The organism is Gordonia sp. NPDC062954 (genome assembly GCF_044543825.1).
GTDB lineage: Bacteria > Actinomycetota > Actinomycetes > Mycobacteriales > Mycobacteriaceae > Gordonia > Gordonia tangerina.
The window spans coordinates 55,720-72,917 of sequence record NZ_JBITWL010000002.1 but is presented as its reverse complement, the minus strand read 5'-3'; the positions used below and the strand labels follow the sequence as shown (position 1 = coordinate 72,917).

Annotated in this window: 14 protein-coding genes; 4 read left to right on the top strand and 10 right to left on the bottom strand. The window is 66.5% G+C overall.

The annotated features are described in order from the left end of the window. Positions 1-116 precede the first annotated feature (116 nt). Complete coding sequence (locus ACIGKQ_RS02940) at positions 117-293, top strand: DUF3073 domain-containing protein (protein ID WP_235725938.1); 177 nt, start codon at positions 117-119, stop codon at positions 291-293. A 418-nt stretch (positions 294-711) separates the two neighbouring features. On the opposite strand, the gene purM is transcribed toward ACIGKQ_RS02940, so the two are convergent. The 3 genes from purM to ACIGKQ_RS02925 all read right to left on the bottom strand — a co-directional run bounded on the left by purM (position 712) and on the right by ACIGKQ_RS02925 (position 4,161). Next, the gene (gene purM / locus ACIGKQ_RS02935; protein WP_266060507.1) at positions 712-1,824 is read right to left on the bottom strand and encodes a phosphoribosylformylglycinamidine cyclo-ligase; all 1,113 of its coding nucleotides are present in this window, start codon (positions 1,822-1,824) and stop codon (positions 712-714) included. A 171-nt stretch (positions 1,825-1,995) separates the two neighbouring features. Then, the gene (purF, locus tag ACIGKQ_RS02930; RefSeq protein ID WP_235725940.1) at positions 1,996-3,573 is read right to left on the bottom strand and encodes an amidophosphoribosyltransferase; all 1,578 of its coding nucleotides are present in this window, start codon (positions 3,571-3,573) and stop codon (positions 1,996-1,998) included. Positions 3,574-3,753: 180 nt separating this feature from the next. Then, positions 3,754-4,161, bottom strand: coding sequence for a sterol carrier family protein (locus tag ACIGKQ_RS02925; RefSeq protein ID WP_235725948.1), 408 nt, complete (start codon positions 4,159-4,161; stop codon positions 3,754-3,756). 16 nt (positions 4,162-4,177) lie between these two features. Here ACIGKQ_RS02925 and ACIGKQ_RS02920 point away from each other — a divergent pair, with 16 nt between their 5' ends. Then, positions 4,178-5,686 carry a glutamate--cysteine ligase gene (locus ACIGKQ_RS02920; protein ID WP_287015907.1) on the top strand — a complete coding sequence of 503 codons (1,509 nt, stop codon included), beginning with the start codon at positions 4,178-4,180 and terminating at the stop codon, positions 5,684-5,686. A gap of 31 nt (positions 5,687-5,717) precedes the next feature. On the opposite strand, the gene ACIGKQ_RS02915 is transcribed toward ACIGKQ_RS02920, so the two are convergent. After that, positions 5,718-6,797, bottom strand: coding sequence for a diacylglycerol kinase (locus tag ACIGKQ_RS02915; RefSeq protein ID WP_266060503.1), 1,080 nt, complete (start codon positions 6,795-6,797; stop codon positions 5,718-5,720). Further along, positions 6,794-7,420 (bottom strand): hypothetical protein, encoded by a 627-nt coding sequence (locus tag ACIGKQ_RS02910; protein ID WP_287015909.1) that lies wholly within the window; start codon positions 7,418-7,420, stop codon positions 6,794-6,796. Before ACIGKQ_RS02910 ends, ACIGKQ_RS02915 begins: the two co-directional genes overlap by 4 nt. A 73-nt stretch (positions 7,421-7,493) precedes the next feature. On the opposite strand from ACIGKQ_RS02910, the gene ACIGKQ_RS02905 reads away from it, so the two are divergent. Then, positions 7,494-8,354 carry a glycerophosphodiester phosphodiesterase family protein gene (locus tag ACIGKQ_RS02905; RefSeq protein ID WP_266060501.1) on the top strand — a complete coding sequence of 287 codons (861 nt, stop codon included), beginning with the start codon at positions 7,494-7,496 and terminating at the stop codon, positions 8,352-8,354. A 33-nt stretch (positions 8,355-8,387) separates the two neighbouring features. Here ACIGKQ_RS02905 and ACIGKQ_RS02900 read toward each other — a convergent pair whose 3' ends face one another. Both ACIGKQ_RS02900 and purL read right to left on the bottom strand, forming a co-directional pair. Beyond that, on the bottom strand, positions 8,388-9,227 hold the full coding sequence (locus ACIGKQ_RS02900; RefSeq protein ID WP_235725280.1) for a phytanoyl-CoA dioxygenase family protein: 840 nt from the start codon (positions 9,225-9,227) through the stop codon (positions 8,388-8,390). Then, positions 9,227-11,515 (bottom strand): phosphoribosylformylglycinamidine synthase subunit PurL, encoded by a 2,289-nt coding sequence (purL, locus tag ACIGKQ_RS02895; RefSeq protein ID WP_266060499.1) that lies wholly within the window; start codon positions 11,513-11,515, stop codon positions 9,227-9,229. Before purL ends, ACIGKQ_RS02900 begins: the two co-directional genes overlap by 1 nt. A gap of 132 nt (positions 11,516-11,647) precedes the next feature. Here purL and eccA point away from each other — a divergent pair, with 132 nt between their 5' ends. Further along, on the top strand, positions 11,648-13,423 hold the full coding sequence (gene eccA, locus ACIGKQ_RS02890; protein ID WP_266060561.1) for a type VII secretion AAA-ATPase EccA: 1,776 nt from the start codon (positions 11,648-11,650) through the stop codon (positions 13,421-13,423). Positions 13,424-13,630: 207 nt separating this feature from the next. On the opposite strand, the gene ACIGKQ_RS02885 is transcribed toward eccA, so the two are convergent. Genes ACIGKQ_RS02885 through cysD form a run of 3 tightly spaced genes read right to left on the bottom strand, consistent with a single transcriptional unit; the run spans position 13,631 to position 17,198 of the window. Continuing rightward, a complete protein-coding gene (locus ACIGKQ_RS02885; protein WP_328713652.1) occupies positions 13,631-14,389 on the bottom strand; it encodes a 3'(2'),5'-bisphosphate nucleotidase CysQ in 759 nt (252 codons plus the stop codon). Positions 14,390-14,397: 8 nt separating this feature from the next. Then, entirely contained in the window at positions 14,398-16,236 is a 1,839-nt protein-coding gene (cysC, locus tag ACIGKQ_RS02880; RefSeq protein WP_235725276.1) for an adenylyl-sulfate kinase, read from the bottom strand. Next, positions 16,236-17,198, bottom strand: coding sequence for a sulfate adenylyltransferase subunit CysD (gene cysD, locus ACIGKQ_RS02875; protein WP_287015912.1), 963 nt, complete (start codon positions 17,196-17,198; stop codon positions 16,236-16,238). The genes cysC and cysD overlap by 1 nt, the downstream gene beginning before the upstream one ends.

Sequence of the window (17,198 nt, the reverse complement as noted above, 5' to 3'; positions counted from 1 at the left end):
GGCGATCCGCATTATCGAGACGAGCGCGCTAAACTGGGTCCCACGACAGATTCATTACCTAGAGAACGGGGCCGCCAAGTGTTTGGCCGCCCCGTCATTGTGCGAGGGGGTCCCACATGGGCCGCGGCCGGGCAAAAGCAAAGCAGACGAAGGTTGCTCGTCAGCTGAAGTACTCCACTCCCCACACCGACTTCGACAGCTTGCAGCGCGAGCTGTCCGGGTCGGACGACTCGGCGGATCGCCGGGATCCAGTGGATGAGTGGGCCGATGAGGACGAGTGGCGTAGAGCCTGACTCTCGTTCGACGTCGGCATGACCCTCATGCCTCTGCATCGTTGTCGGTGCGCATCACACGAAACCACACCTGATCGGCAAACTCTGGGCATTGTTGCCCGTCTTCGCCCCGGGTGTGGTTTCGTGCTGGGTCTCTGACGTGCGACCGAACCATCGCCGGACCACCTGCGGGCGGTCGGTCACGTCGCGTCCGAATACCACCAACGCCCTGTGCGCGGGACCGGTCGGCCAGGTCGCCATTGCGGCGTCTCGTCGCGTGCCCGAAATCATGTGCCGACAGATGCTGCTGCGTTCGCTGACTGGCGCCATGCGCCACCACAGCGCGTGGACCTGATGTCCCGCGCCGTTCCCTTCACAGAACAGGCGGCGCCTCCGGTCGTTTTCCGGGCACCCCGCAGGTAGCGCCCCGCCATTCAGCTCAGAACCGGGGATGCTCCCCGGACAGCGCCACACGAGGAAGGTCGGGGTTCTTCGGTTCGGCGGCGCGCTTGATGGAGCCGAGAACCCAGTTGTCCACGTGCCGAGCCGTCAGCACCGCCTGAGCCCGCTCGGTGTCCTCTGGCGCGACCACGGCGACCATGCCCACACCCATGTTGAAGGTGCGTTCCATCTCTTCCCGCGCAACCCGTCCGCGTTGAGCGATGAGCGCGAACACCGGCGCCGGGGTCCAGGTCTCCCGTTCGATCTCCGCGACGAGGCCGGCTGGGATCACCCGGGCCAGATTCTCAGCGAGCCCACCACCGGTGACATGGGCGAATGTACGGACATCTGCCTCCGCGGCGACGGCCAGACAATCCCGGGCGTAGATCCTGGTCGGTTCCAGGAGTTCCTCGCCGAGCGAGCGGCCGAACTCCTCGACGTGGCCGGCGAGATCCATGTGCCCCCACTCCAGGAGCACCTTGCGGGCCAGCGAGTAACCGTTGGAATGCAGGCCCGACGACCCCATCGCGATCACGACGTCTCCAGGCCGCACACGCTCGGGCGAGAGGATCGAATCCGCCTCGACCACACCGACGGCGGTGGCCGACAGGTCGTAGTGATCCTCGTCCATCAGACCGGGATGCTCGGCCGTCTCGCCACCGAGCAGAGCGCAACCGGCATCGACGCAACCGTCGGCGATCCCGGCGACGATCTGCGCAACGGTCTCCGGTACGACCTTGCCCACAGCCACATAGTCCTGCAAGAACAACGGCTCGGCGCCGCACACGACGAGGTCGTCGACGCACATGGCGACGAGGTCGCGCCCGACGGTGTCGTGTTTGTTCATCGCCTGAGCGATGGCCAGTTTGGTGCCCACACCGTCGCTTGCGGCGGCCAGCACCGGCTCGCGGTAATTGCCCTTCAATGCGAAGAGACCGGAGAACCCGCCGAGACCGCCCATCACCTCCGGGCGAGAGGCCCGCTTGGCGTGCGGGGCAAAGAGTTCGACCGCGCGCTCACCGGCGTCGATGTCGACGCCCGCGGCGGCGTAGGAAAGACCATCACCACGGTCGTTGGCCGTTGCGTCGGCAGCCGAATCCCGATCGGTCATCTAGCTGAGCACCCCTTGTCGAAATCCAGGTGGTCGGATCTCCGGGCGTCGGAGCCTCCGTCGTCGTACGGTCGGCTCGCGCCTGAGGTCACCCACGAGTCCCGACGCCGAATACGCTACCCGACCCTGCGATGGCCGCGGGCAGGGTGTCGCGCCCTGATCCGAACCCGGTCAGGGCCGCATCACCGCGCTGACATTGTCGTTCGAAGCGGTCAACGGGTCGCGGCCATCGCCGGCCGCACTGGCCAGCATCTGTTCCAGAACGGCTTTGCCCATCGAGGTCTCCTCGGGCAGTTCGATCGGATAGTCACCGTCGAAACACGCGGCACACAGGTTCTCCGCCGGCTGTTCGGTGGCGGCGATCATCTCGTCGATACCGATATAGCCGAGCGAGTCGGCGCCGATCGCCTGCCGGACACCTTCGACCATGCCTTCTTCGGACTCCATGCCATTCGCAATGAGCTCTGCGGGCGAAGCGAAGTCGATCCCGTAGAAGCACGGCCAGCGCACTGGGCTCGAGGCGATACGGACGTGGATCTCGGCCGCACCGGCCTCGCGCAACATCCGGATCAGCGCTCGCTGGGTGTTACCGCGCACGATCGAGTCGTCGACGACGACGAGGCGCTTGCCCCGGATGACTTCCTTCAAAGGGTTGAGTTTGAGGCGGATACCGAGCTGGCGGATCGTCTGCGACGGCTGGATGAACGTGCGCCCGACGTAGGCGTTCTTCATCAGCCCCTGTCCGTAGGGGATACCAGATTCCTGGGCGTATCCGACTGCGGCGGGAGTGCCCGACTCCGGGACGGGGATCACCAGATCACCCTCGGCCGGGAACTCACGGGCGAGCCGCCGACCGATCTCCACCCGGGTGGAGTGCACCGAACGCCCATGGATGACGCTGTCCGGCCGGGCGAGGTAGACGTACTCGAAGACGCAGCCGCGCGGCGTCGGCTCGGCGAACCGCGAGCTGCGCACCCCGTCGGCGTCGATCGCGAGCAGTTCGCCGGGCTCGATGTCGCGCACGTAGGAGGCACCGACGATGTCGAGCGCCGCGGTCTCCGACGCGACCACCCAGCCGCGATCGAGGCGTCCCAGACACAGCGGTCGCACGCCGTGCGGATCACGCGCCGCATACAGCGTGTGCTCGTCCATGAAGGTGAGACAGAACGCACCCTTGAGATGCGGCAGCAGTTCCATCGCCGCCTGCTCCACACTGCTGTCGGCGGCACCATGCGCGAGCAGGGCGCCGACCAGGTCGGAGTCCGACGTCGCGGCCGTGCTCATCACGCCCAGCCCGCGGGCGCGGCTCGCCAGGTCGGCGGTGTTGACCAGGTTTCCGTTGTGTCCCAGCGCGACGCCGGTGCCGGCGGCGGTGGTGCGGAAGATCGGTTGCGAGTTCTCCCAGGTCGTGGAGCCGGTGGTGGAATATCGGCAATGCCCGATCGCCACGTGCCCCACCATCGCGCCGAGAGTCTGCTCGTCGAAGACCTGACTGACCAGCCCGAGGTCCTTGAAGACCAGCACCTGAGAGCCGTCGCCGACGGCGATTCCGGCGGCCTCCTGACCACGATGTTGCAACGCGTACAGGCCGTAATACGAGAGCTTGGCGACATCCTCACCCGGCGCCCACACCCCGAACACGCCACACTCTTCACGCGGCTCGTTCTCGGGCTCCTCGGAGATCTGGGGCGCACCGCAGGTACGCACCGGCGCGAGCAGGTTCTTGCTGGTGATCGACAAGTCGGTCATTCGAGGTGCGCTCCCTGGGGCTCTACAGATCACGGCGGTACAACACGTTGACGGGGCGAGACGTCGACGGATTGGGAGATACCGCGAGTTTACCGGTCGGTAGTCGGCCCGTGCGAATCAAGCAGCGGTGCGCCGCGGCGGGAAATTCCGCGGTGTGAGGCATCGCACTGTCTCCGGACACTAGACCTGACGGTCGAGCGGGACGATGGGCAACAGGTCCACGATGGCCGGCGCCCGGTGACCCGACGCGCTGAGCCGCCCCGCGCCGACGGCATCGTCGTAGCCGGCGAGCCCGGTCGCCAGCAACAGCCAGGTCCGGGCATCCGTCTCGACCACGTTGGGCGGTGTCCCCCGGGTGTGGCGGGGACCTTCGATGCATTGCACGGCCACAAACGGCGGCACCCGGACCTCGACGGAGTTGCCCGGAGCGAGCTGGGCCAGGGTACGGACGCTGAGGCGCACTGCAGCAGCCAGTTCGCTGCGTGTCGGTTCGGGGGCGGCGTCGTCGAGCAACCAGGGCGCCACGGCCAGCACCGCCGCACGCACGGCGACCGGATCGATCGGTTTGCGCGCTGCCACGCCGACCATCATGCACCATTGACCCATGGGCACCGATGTGGCCGAACGCGAGTTCACCGGCGACGACCGGGTGCGGTTCCGCAGGCAGGTCAGCCGCGGAACCGAGGCCATCGCCCGCATGCTCGCCGACGGCCTGTTCACCGATCAGGGCCGTCCGCCCGAGCCGCTGCTCGGCATGGAGGTGGAGCTCAACCTGGTCGATGAGGACATGAACCCGGCGATGGCCAATGCGACGGTGCTCGACGCGATCGCCGATCCCGACTATCAGACCGAGCTCGGCCAGTTCAACATCGAGATCAACGTCTCCCCCCGCCCATTCGTCACCGACGACACGATCTCGCTCGAGCAGGCGCTGCGCACGTCGCTCAACCGCGCCGAGGAGCGCGCGTCGCGCACCGACAACCACCTCGTCATGATCGGCATGCTGCCGACGCTGACGCACGAGCACTTCGCGCATCAGTGGATCTCGGCGAACCCGCGTTACGACCTGCTCAACCGGCAGATCTTCGCAGCCCGCGGTGAGGACATCGAGATCGACATCGCGGGCGTGCCGCTGAGTGAACGGCACGCAGGCGAACGGCTGCGCACCACCACCGACTCGATCCTGCCCGAGGCCGCGTGCACGTCACTGCAATTGCATCTGCGGGTGGCACCGGAGGACTTCGCCGCCTATTGGAACGCCGCACAATCGATCGCCGGTGTGCAGGTGGCGCTGGCGGGCAACGCCCCCTTCCTCGCCGGGACCGCGTTATGGCACGAGAGTCGTATCCCGGTTTTCGAACAGGCCACGGACACCCGTCCGCTGGAGTTGAAGAATCAGGGCGTGCGCCCACGAGTGTGGTTCGGTGAACGATGGATCAACACCATCTTCGATCTGTTCGAGGAGAACACTCGCTACTTCCCCGCCCTGCTGCCGGTGTGCAGCGACGTCGATCCCATCGATGAGATCGACGCCGGCCGCATCCCCGCACTCGACGAACTACGCTTGCACAACGGCACCGTGTACCGCTGGAACCGGCCCGTCTACGACGTCGTCGACGACCGCGCACACCTGCGCGTGGAGAACCGGGTGCTGCCCGCGGGCCCGACCGTCGTCGACACCATGGCCAATGCTGCGTTCTACTACGGACTCGTGCGTGGCCTCGTCGAATCGGACCGGCCACTGTGGTCACAGATGTCGTTCAACGCGGCTGCGGAGAACCTGCAGTCGGGTGCTCGCGGAGGTATGGAGGCACAACTGTATTGGCCGAACGTCGGGTGGGTTCGCCCCGACGAACTGACGCTGCGACGCTTGATCGACGTCGCCGACACCGGATTACGTGCCTACGGCGTATCGGGCAAGGCCCGTTCGCGGTACCTGTCGGTGATCGAGGGCCGCGCCATCACCCATCAGACCGGTTCGGCATGGCAACGCAGGGCGGTCCTGGCACGCGAGGATGCCGGCGAGGACCGAGCGCAAGCACTGCGGGGGATGTTGCGGGACTACGTCACCCAGATGCACGAAGGGGAACCGGTGCACACCTGGTCGGTGTAGAAGCGAGTGCACGCACAGTTCTACTCGGCGCTCACCTCCCCGCCACGAGCCCCCGACCACTCACCGGCGGAAGGTCCAGCGCGGTCACCAGCCCGGGCTTCGCATCCACAACCGCAGCAACCGAATTGACCAGCCGCATTGCCGTGACGATCATGCCGGACACGTTGTGGTCGCCGTTCTCGCCGTGGTGGGTGAACTCGACCTGCATCTGCGGTTCACCCGAGATCAGGATGCGGTAGCAGCCGTCGCCCTGAGCCGGGGTGGGCCAATCCGGACATTGCTCTGGATGGGTGCGCGTGAAATGTTCGAGAACCACCCGGTCGACGCCGTTCACCTGTCCGACGACCTCGAAATGCAGTGCCGCCATGGCCCCCTCGGGAATGTCGACCGACACCGTGGAGTAGTCGCGGTCGGCTGCGACCCGGTCGAATCGCTCCACGAGCGGTTCGTCGAGTGTCAGGTCGAGGCCGGCGGCGATCTGGCGCACCACGCTGCCCCACCCCATCGCGAGCACCCCCGGGTAGAGCAGCATCGGCGTCTCGTCCATCGACTGGCCGAACCCGAAGATGGTCTTCATGACCACGGGTTGGTAGTAGGTGGAGTAGTCGGCGATCTCCAGGCAGCGCACCTCGTCGATCCGCTGGGACAGGCTCGTCATCGACAGCGGCAGCATGTCGTTGGCGAAACCCGGGTCGATGCCGTTGACGTGCAGACTCGCGTTGCCACTGCGCCCGGCCGCCGCGATCCGATCGATCAGGTCCTGATCGAGGATGCCCTGCGGGAATTGCAGGAGAACCGGTCCGCTGGACACGACATTGATACCGGACTCGATGAAGAAGATGAGGTCGTCGATCGCCTCGAAGATGCGGTCGTCGGTCATCGCGGTGTGCACGATGCAGTCGGGCTTCAGCGCGATGAGCGCATCCCGATCGTTGGTCGCGGCGACGCCCAGCTCGCGTCCGAGGCCGGCGAGGTCCCCGGCGTCGCGACCGACCTTGGCCGGATCGGACACCCACACGCCGATCAGTTCCAGGTCCGGCCGGGCGTCGATCCCGGCGATGGCGTGCCTGCCCACGGTTCCGGTCGACCACTCGACCACGCGAAGAGTCATGCACTCAAACTAGAACACGTTTCACTTTTCGGTGGCGGGTTCGGCGAAACGGCGGCCCGACGGCGTAGCCACCAGCCGGTGATGGTCGCGACGATGAGCGCCATGCACATACCCGCCCCGGCGAAGGAAGTCACCAGAACTACTGTCGATGTGTCCTCGTCGACAAACGGGCCGGGCACGAAGGTCGCCACCAGGCCGACCGACCAGGCAGCCACATTCACCGGTATCCACCCCACCGCGTGCGGCATCACCTCGCGGAGCACCAGGAATTGCGCCGTCGGAATGCTCAGCAGGAGCAGGACCGCGCCCACCCCGAATGCGACCCACACGGCCGGATTCGACATGTCGGCGAGCACTCCCGCATCGTTCAGGATCGACGGCAACATCCCCAGCATCCACGCGAACGCCGCCGCAGCTGACGTCACCGCCACCCACTTCAACACCGGCACAGCCACTTCCGTGCCGTACAACGCTTCGGCCTGACCCAACCCGAGCAGGGCACCCTCGCCGGCTCCGAAGATCGCGACAGTCAGCCAGGTCGCCCAGGGCGACCACTCCGCCGCCGCACAGATCGCCATGCCCGCCACCGGAATCAGGAAGCCCACCGATTCCGCAACCGTCACGAAACCGATCCATCGTCCTAAACTGAACCGCATCGATGCCTTCCGTTCATCCGGGCGGCGTAGCGTCTCGCCGATGCACACCGACCCGGTCTTCACGCCTTCCACGCTGCCACCGGTGGAAGTGATCCACGAGGGCCATAGGACCTGCATCAAGTGGCATCGTGCGCGCCGACGTCCCACCGATCCGCCATTCACCGCGCGTCGGATCGTCGAGGGTATGACGGCGGGGGCGAGCGTCGAGATCGATCTGGTGATCCACGGCGAACGCGGTTTCGCCGTCCTGCACGACCTGGAACTCGGGCACACCACCACCGGGCGTGGCCGGGTGACCGCGGCCTCGGTCGCGCAGTTGCGCACCGTGCACCTCCGGGACAACGACGGGGTGCCCGTCGATCAACCGGTCCTGCTGCTGGAAGATCTTCCGGACCTGTTCGCGCATAGTCGGATTCATCCGGCCGCGAGGTTGCAGCTGGACTTCAAACAGGACGCTTCGGCACTCGACGACACCGTGATCGGCCACTTCGCGGACGCGACCGCCGACATGGCACCCAACATGATCCTGTCCTGCGGTGACGCCGAGGCCGTCCGACTCCTGACCGACGCCGTGCCCGGTATCCGGATCGGCTACGACCCTTGTCATCACGGCGCCCTGCGGCGCGTCCTGCGTTCCGAGGATTTCCACGGCTTCGTCCGACGAGCGATCGCCGCATCACCGCACGCCGAGATGGTCTATCTGGAACGCCGCCTGGTTCTGGAGGCCGACCGGCGTGGCTTCGACATGGTCGGCGCTTTCCACAGCCAAGGGCGCACCGTCGATGCGTACACAATCACCGGGGTCGACGATGACTCGGTGCGGCAAGCGCGGCGCCTGATCGAACTGCGCGTCGATCAGATCACCACCGACGATGCCGAGGGGCTCGTCGCCGCGGTGTGAACGGTAGTGAGCGTGCTCCTCAGCGCGGGCTCCTCAGCGCGCCGCGTTTTTGATGAACTCCTCAACACCCGCAGCAGGTTTGGTGCCCCCGAAGTAGCCACCACGCACATGTCTGCGCCGCGAGTCGTCGTCGGTCGCGCGGGCAGCGGAGTGCCACAGGTAGCAGTCATGCAGCAGGATGTCGCCGCGCTCGGCGTACACGGCGACCTCGCCGGGCACCTTCTCGAACCGCAATGGCATGTCGAAGGGCGGCGGCCGATCCGTGCGGCCGCCGGCCGGGCGCGCCGTCGCGGGCACCTCGACGCCGTTGACGTTCCGGTAGGGTGCCGGCGTCGCCCACAGGTGCGAGCCGGGGACGACGCGCAGGAAACCGTTGGCAGGGCTGGTCCCGTCGATGTGGATGGTGAACGCCGTCGACGGCCAGACGTCGAGGCTCGGGCCCGCCTGCCAGTCCGAATGCCAGCCGATCCGGGTGTAGCCGGACTCCCGGCCGGGTCGGGCATCCTGGTAGACCACGCCGAACTGTTCATGCGCACGCAGCCAGGCGCGTTCTCCGAGCAGCCGAGCCATTGCGTCGGCGAGTACCGGGTGGGTGACGGCCGCTCGCACCGCCGGCGAGATCTCGCTGACGTACTCGACGTAGTTGGCGAACCGCTGGGCCTTGGCCTCCTCGTCGAGGAACACCGTCGAGCCGTGGCGGATGTCGAGTTCACCGGCGATCACCGCCTGCTGCGCCGCGGTGCATTCACGTTCGACCGCCGCGACATCGGATTCGGTCAGCAGTCCACGCAGCGTCGCGTAGCCGTGCATGTCGTAGAACCACACCAGCGCGCCGAGCTCGTGTGGTCCGAACACGCCCGGCTCGGAGGACATCAGCCGAACAGCTTCGGCAGAGTTCCCTCGTGGGTCGCGCGGAGGTCGGCGAGGGTGACCTCGAACTGGTCCTGCACGGTCACCGAGTCGCTACCCTGGTCCACCACCCCGATCCGCGTCCACGGCATGCCGCGCGCGTCGAGCATCGAGCACAACCGCGACTCCTCGGTGCGCGGCACCGCGACCACGGCGCGGCCGGCGGACTCGGAGAACAGCCATACGAAGGGGTCTGCACCGTCGGGAAGCAGGATGCGGCAACCGGTCTCGCCGGCCAGCGCCGATTCGACGACCGCCTGGAACAGGCCGCCCTCGGACAGGTCGTGGGCCGCCGAGACCAGCCCGTCGCGCGACGCGGCGACCATGATCTCGGCGAGCAGCCGTTCGTGCGCGAGGTCGACCCGCGGCGGCACCCCACCGAGGTGATCGTGAGCAACCTGCGACCAGATGGAGCCGTCGAACTCGTCGCGGGTCTCGCCGAGCAGGATCAAGGTCTCCCCCGGCTCGGTGCCGAACCCGGTCGGCACCCGCCGATGTACGTCGTCGATGATGCCGAGCACGCCGACCACTGGCGTCGGCAGAATCGCGGTCGACCCGGTCTGGTTGTAGAAGCTGACGTTGCCGCCGGTCACCGGGATACCGAGTTCGGCGCAACCGTCGGCGAGGCCGCGCACGGCCTGCTGGAATTGCCACATCACCGCCGGGTCCTCGGGCGATCCGAAGTTGAGGCAGTTGGTGACAGCCTTCGGCGACGCACCCGACACCGCCACGTTGCGGTAGGCCTCGGCCAGCGCGAGCTGCGCACCCCGATACGGATCGAGGTAGGTGTAGCGACCCGATGCGTCGGTGGCCAACGCGATGCCTCGGCCGGATGCCTCGTCGATGCGGACCATGCCGGAGTCGGCGGCCTCGGCGAGCACGGTGTTGCCACGTACGTAGCGGTCGTACTGCTCGGTGATGAACTTACGGCTGCACAGGGCCGGCGAGGCGAGCAGCTCGAGTGCCGTGGCCCGCAGCTCGTCGGACGTCTCGGGCCGTTTCAGTGACGCGGTGGTCGACGAGGTGACGCCGTCCTGCCAGTCCGGCCGGGCGACCGGGCGCTCGTAGACGGGGCCCTCGTGGGCGACGGTGCGCGGTGGGACGTCGACGACGGTCTCGCCGTCCCAAGTGATGACGAGATGATCGCCGTCGGTGACCTCACCGATCACGGTCGCCAGCACATCCCACTTCTTGCACACGGCCAGGAACGCGTCGACATTGTCCGGCGTCACCACCGCGCACATGCGTTCCTGCGACTCGCTGGAGAGCACCTCGGCCGGGGTCATGCCCTCGGCGCGCATCGGCACCTTTTCCAGGTCGATGTGCATGCCGCCGTCTCCGGCGGCGGCGAGCTCCGAGGTGGCGCAGGAGAGCCCGGCGCCGCCGAGATCCTGGATACCGACGACGAGGCCCGCGTGATAGAGCTCGAGGCAGCACTCGATGAGCACCTTCTCGGTGAACGGGTCACCGACCTGCACACTCGGTAGCTTCTTACGGTTCGGCCCGGAGTTCCCGTCGGAGTCGTCGAACGTCTCCGACGCCAGCACCGACACGCCGCCGATGCCGTCCAGACCGGTCCGCGCGCCGAACAGGATGATCTTGTTGCCGGCTCCCGACGCGAAGGCCAGGTGCAGGTCCTCGGTGCGCAGCACACCCGCGCACAGCGCGTTGACCAGAGGATTACCCGCATAGCTGGCGTCGAAGACGGTCTCACCACCGACGTTGGGCAGGCCGAGGGAGTTGCCGTAGCCGCCGACGCCGCGGACCACACCGTCGACGACCCGGCGGGTGTCGGAAGCATCTGCCGGACCGAAGCGCAGCTGATCCATCACCGCGATCGGTCGTGCTCCCATTGCCATGATGTCGCGGACGATGCCGCCGACGCCGGTGGCCGCCCCCTGGTAGGGCTCGACGTAGCTGGGGTGATTGTGCGACTCCACCTTGAAGGTGACCGCCCACCCGTCGCCGATGTCGACAACACCGGCGTTCTCGCCGATGCCGGCGAGCATGCTCGCGCGCATCTCGTCGGTGGTGGTCTCACCGAAGTAGCGCAGATGCACCTTCGACGACTTGTAACTGCAATGCTCCGACCACATGACCGAGTACATCGCGAGTTCCGCGTCGGTCGGACGGCGGCCGAGGATCTCCTTGATCCGGGCGTACTCGTCGTCCTTGAGTCCGAGCTCACGGAAAGGCTGCGGTTGGTCGGGGCTGCCTGCTGCGGCTGAAACGGTATCCACCTGCGCACTCACTCTGACGAGTCTATGTCAGGCTCGGCCGCGGCCGCGTGTGGGAGTGGACAGGCGCCCCGCTACGCTGGGCACCTGACACGGACAGGTCACCACACCGTGGGTGACCTGCACGAGCACGGACTGGGGGACCCGATGGCTGACGTCCGCAAAGCGAGGCAATTGTTCGAACTCGGAGTGCTCTCGCTCGGCATCGCCGTCGAGGGCCAGGAACCGATCAACAATGCCGCCCAGGCCGCCAAGGCGTTCACGCGGGCCAGTGAATGGGACCCGTCGATGGCCGACGCGTGGCTGGGACGACTCGTCTGCGGCGAGGACACCGACGAGGTGTTGCTCGCCCTGTACCGAACCCGCAGCACAATCGGCCACGAGCAACGGCGACTCGGATTGCCGCAGCGAACGCTGGTCGGCCGGTGGACGGTGGGTCACATCACCTATCCGATGACCGATGCCACCGAGGCGGCGGCCGCCTATGCCGGTTCACTGACGCGTGGTCAGGATTTCGCCGGAGCCCAGGACGTCCTCGACGACGTACCCGCAGCCCATCGGACGCCGATCGTGGAGTTCGTGCAGGCGTTTCTGTACCTGTCGGCGAAACGCTGGCCCGACGTACTCACCGCCCTACGACGCTCGGAGCGGTGGAACGACAGCTTCCTGCAAGCGGCCGCTGACAACATGGTCGGCGCGGCGTGCGTGCAGATGGGCATGTTCGGGGAGGGCATCCGAAGGCTGCAGAACGTCGTCGACGGTCCGATTCCGGCCCTCGCCACCGAGGCGATGTACCTCCACGGCCTCGCGCTGCGTGAACAGGGCCATGAGGACAAGGCGCGGGCGATGTTCGAGCAGGCCTACGCCCGGGACCCGAACTCACCGGCCGGGCAGGCGCTGAAGTCGCCGAATTTCCGATTGGTCATCACCTCCCCCGACGCCATCGCCGAGCGGAGCGACCCGTGGGACCCCGACTCGGTGCCCGATCTCGCCGACTCGCTGGTCTCCGACACCGCCGAACGTCCCGAGATGGCGGACATGGTGACCGAGGCCCAACGTGAATTGTCCGACCAGATCGGCCTCGACTCGGTCAAGGAGCAGGTCGCCAAACTCCAGTCGGCCGCCACGCTGGCCAAGGTCCGCGCCGACCGTGGCCTCAACACCGCCGCGCGCAGTCTGCACCTCGCCTTCACCGGTCCGCCCGGTACCGGCAAGACGACCGTGGCCCGGATCGTCGCGAAAATCTACTGCGGCCTCGGGTTCATCAAGACCGACAAGGTGATCGAGGCGACCCGCCGCGACCTCGTCGGCGAACACCTCGGCTCCACGGCGCCCAAGACGTCGGCCGTCATCGATTCGGCCATGGACGGTGTGCTGTTCATCGACGAGGCCTACACCCTCATCCAAGAGGGGCTCTCCGGTGGGGATGCGTTCGGTAAAGAGGCCGTCGACACACTCCTGGCCCGGATGGAGGACGACCGGGACCGTCTGGTTGTGATCATCGCCGGATACGACTCCGAGATCGACCGCCTGTTGTCGTCCAACGACGGCCTCGCGTCCCGGTTCGCCCGTCGCGTGCGGTTCGAGTCCTACACACCCGATGAACTCGCCCGGATCGGCGACTTCATCGCTCGTCGGCGCGATTCACTGCTCACCCACGAATCCGTCATCGAACTCGAACAAGCCTGCACACCTCTGTATCACGATGTGCGGCAGAGCCCCTCGGGGATACGGCGAGCCAGCGACGTGGCCGGCAATGGGCGTTTCATCCGCAACATCGTCGAGGCCGCGGAGGAGGAGCGCGAATACCGGCTCTCGGCGTCCGACGATCTCGCATCGCTGTCCCAGGACGACCTGATGCGCATCGAGGTGGGCGACATCCGCACCGCCCTCCGCAATGTCCTTGCCGGACTCCAGCGCTGACCCTGATCGTTCCTCCGCTGATCGAGTAGCCCGAAGCGCCAGCGGAGAGCGTATCGAGATCCACCACAACAGGTTTCGATACACGCTGCGCTCGCAAGCTCACGCACCGCTACTCAACCAGCATGACCCACTCAACGAGACCACCCGACAGCTGATCGAGTAGCCCGGAGCGCCAGCGGAGGGCGTATCGAGATCCAGTACGGCCCACTACGACGACGCGGTCACCGCGAGAATCGCGTCGCGCAACTCGGGACGACAGATGACCAGGTCGGGCAGGTAGGTGTCGTCCTGGTTGTAGACGAGGGCACTTCCGTCGATGCGGCCACACCACAGCCCCTTGGCCTGCGCGACCGCGACCGGAGCCGCCGAATCCCACTCGTACTGGCCACCGGCGTGCACGTAGGCATCGGCCTCCCCGCGCACCACGGCCATCGCTTTCGCACCCGCGGAGCCCATCGGTAGCAACTCGCCGCCGATCGCCTCGGCCACCGCCTGCGAGAAGGCCGGTGCGCGCGAAGCACTCACCACCACCCGCGGTCGCTCGCCACGCGCAGACGATGCCAAGCCCGTTGTCGCCGCGACCGGTTCGCCACTGTCGACGTAGGTGACATCCAATGCGGGTAGCGCCACAGCACCGGCGATCAGGCCACTCTCGGCCGACCACAACGCCACGTGCACCGCCCAGTCGGTATGCCCGTCAGTACCGTATTCCCGTGTGCCGTCGACAGGGTCGACGATCCACACCCGCTCCGCATGCAGTCGACTCTTGTCGTCGGCCGATTCCTCCGACAACACCTTGTCATCGGGACGTGCGGCCGCCAACCGCTCCAGCAAGAGATCATTCGACCGCCGATCCCCTTCGGCACCGAGTTCCTTTCCGCGCAGATCACTCTCGGCGCGGATCTGCAGGAGCAACTGTCCGGCGGCGGTGGCGAGCTCGCCGGCGAGAACACGATCCTCTGACACGCTGTCTCCTACAGTCCCAGGTTGCGGATGATCGATTCGGCCACCTCGGCGGGCGAGCCATCCGATGGTGTCACGAGGACGTCGGGATCGGCGGGACGTTCGTACGGCGAGTCGATGCCGGTGAATTGGCTGATCTCGCCGCGACGGGCCTTGGCATAGAGCCCCTTGGGATCCCGCTGCTCACAGACCTCGAGCGGGGTGTCGACAAAGATCTCGTAGAACGGCAGGCGCCGCTCGGCGTGGATCTCCCGCGCACGCCGGCGTTCATCGGCGAACGGGCTGATCAGCGACACGATGGAAATCGCGCCCGCATCGGCGAACAACGCGGCCACCTCACTGGTCCGGCGGATGTTCTCACGCCGGTCGTCGTCGGAGAAGCCGAGGTCGGCGTTCAGGCCGTGCCGGAGGTTGTCGCCGTCCATGAGGTAGGCGAATCGACTTTCGGCCACCATCCGCCGCTCGAGTTCCACCGCGAGCGAGGACTTCCCCGACCCCGACAATCCGGTCAGCCAGATGGTCGCCCCTTGGTGGGTGCGCTGCTCGCGGGTGACCTTCGTGGTCTGCCACACGACGTGGCTGTCCTTGCTGACCGGCGCGGTGATCATGCCCGCTCCGACGGTCTTATTGGTCGCCTCGTCGATCAGGATGAAGCTGCCCGTTTCCCGGTTCTTGCGGTATGCGTCGAACAACAGGGGTTGCTGGGCGTGCACCGAGATGCGTGCGATCTCGTTGAGCTGTAACGTCTTGGCTTCTTCATCTCGGTGCAGGGTGTTGACATCGAGCCGGTAGTTCAGCCCGCTGATCTGCGCGCGCGTGGTACGGGTTCCGCACATCATCACGTACCGGTTGCCCGGCCGCAGTTCGGTGTCGTCGGAGAACCAGCACACCATCGCGTCGATGTCGCGGCCCACGTAGGGACGATTGTTCGGCCGTGCCAGCATGTCACCGCGGACGATGTCGATCTCGTCGGCGAGTTCCATCGACACCGCCATCGACGCGAACGCTTCGTCGACCCGCTCGCCGCCGGGTCCCCAGATGCCGGTGATGGTGGTGCTGAATCCGCTCGGCAGCACCACCACTTCGTCGCCCCGCGAGAAGACACCACCGGCAACGGTTCCCGCGTACGCGCGGTGATCGGCGCCGTCGCTACGCTGCGGGCGGATCACGTACTGGACCGGCATGCGTGCATCGATCAGGTTGCGATCCGACGCGATGTAGACGTTCTCGAGGTGGTTGAGCAGCGGCCGCCCCTCGTACCAGGGCATGTTGACCGATTGGTCCACCACATTGTCGCCCTGGAGCGCCGACAGCGGGATGAAGGTGAGGTCGGTGACATTCAGTTTTGCCGCGAAAGCGATGAAGTCGTCGCAGATCTCGTCGAACCGCTCCTGCGACCAGTCGACGAGATCCATTTTGTTCACACAGATCGTGAGGTGCGGAATCCCCAGCAGCGATGACAGGAACGCGTGCCGCCGCGTCTGTTCGAGAATGCCTTTGCGGGCGTCGACGAGAATGATCGCGAGATCGGCGGTCGACGCCCCGGTCACCATGTTCCGGGTGTACTGCACGTGCCCGGGTGTGTCGGCGATGATGAACTTCCGCTTGGGCGTGGAGAAATAGCGGTAGGCGACGTCAATGGTGATGCCCTGCTCGCGCTCGGCGCGCAGTCCGTCGGTGAGCAGCGCCAGATTCGCGTACTCGTCGCCGCGTTCGGCGCTGGTGCGTTCGATCGATTCGAGTTGGTCGGTGAAGATCGTCTTCGAATCGAAGAGGAGTCGACCGATCAAGGTCGATTTTCCGTCGTCGACCGAACCCGCAGTCGCCAACCGCAACAGTTCCTTGGGCATCAGAAGTAGCCCTCCTTCTTGCGATCCTCCATGCCGGCTTCCGAGATGCGGTCGTCGGCGCGTGTCGCACCACGCTCGGTGACGCGGGTGATGGCGATCTCGTCGATCACCTTCTCGACGGTGTCGGCGGTGCTGAGCACACAACCGGTGCAGGTGGCGTCGCCGACGGTGCGGAATCGCACGGTCTCGATCTGGGTCTGCTCACCCGGATACGGCTCCAGGAAGCGGGTTTTCGCCAGATACATGCCGTCGCGCGGTATCACCTCGCGCTGGTGGGCGTAGTAGATGGGCGGCAGTTCGATGTTCTCGGCCGCGATGTACTGCCAGATGTCGAGTTCGGTCCAGTTGCTCAGCGGGAACACCCGGATGTGCTCACCCTTGTGATGGCGGCCGTTGTAGAGCTGCCACAATTCGGGTCGTTGAGCCCGCGGGTCCCATGCCCCGAATTCGTCGCGGAAGCTGAACACTCGTTCCTTCGCACGCGCCTTCTCCTCATCGCGCCGCGCACCACCGAACACTGCGTCGAACCGGTTCTCCTGGATGCCGCGCAGCAACGCCGTGGTTTGCAGCCGGTTGCGACTCGCCCCCGGGCCCGTGTCCTCGACGACCCGACCCGCGTCGATGTCGTCTTGTACCGAACTCACCACCAGGCGGACGCCGGTCTGTTCGACGACCCGGTCGCGGTACTCGATCACCTCATCGAAGTTGTGGCCGGTGTCGACATGCATGAGCGGGAAAGGCGCGGGCGCCGGCCAGAACGCCTTGCGAGCGAGGTGGAACATCACCACCGAGTCCTTGCCGCCGGAGAACAACAGCACCGGCCGTTCGAACGTCGCCGCCACCTCGCGCATGATGTGCACCGACTCGGCTTCGAGCGCCGCGAGATGTGTCAACTCATAACCGTGGTGTACACGACCGTCTCGCGCACCCGCGTCTTTTGCACCCGTAGCGCTCGAAACCAT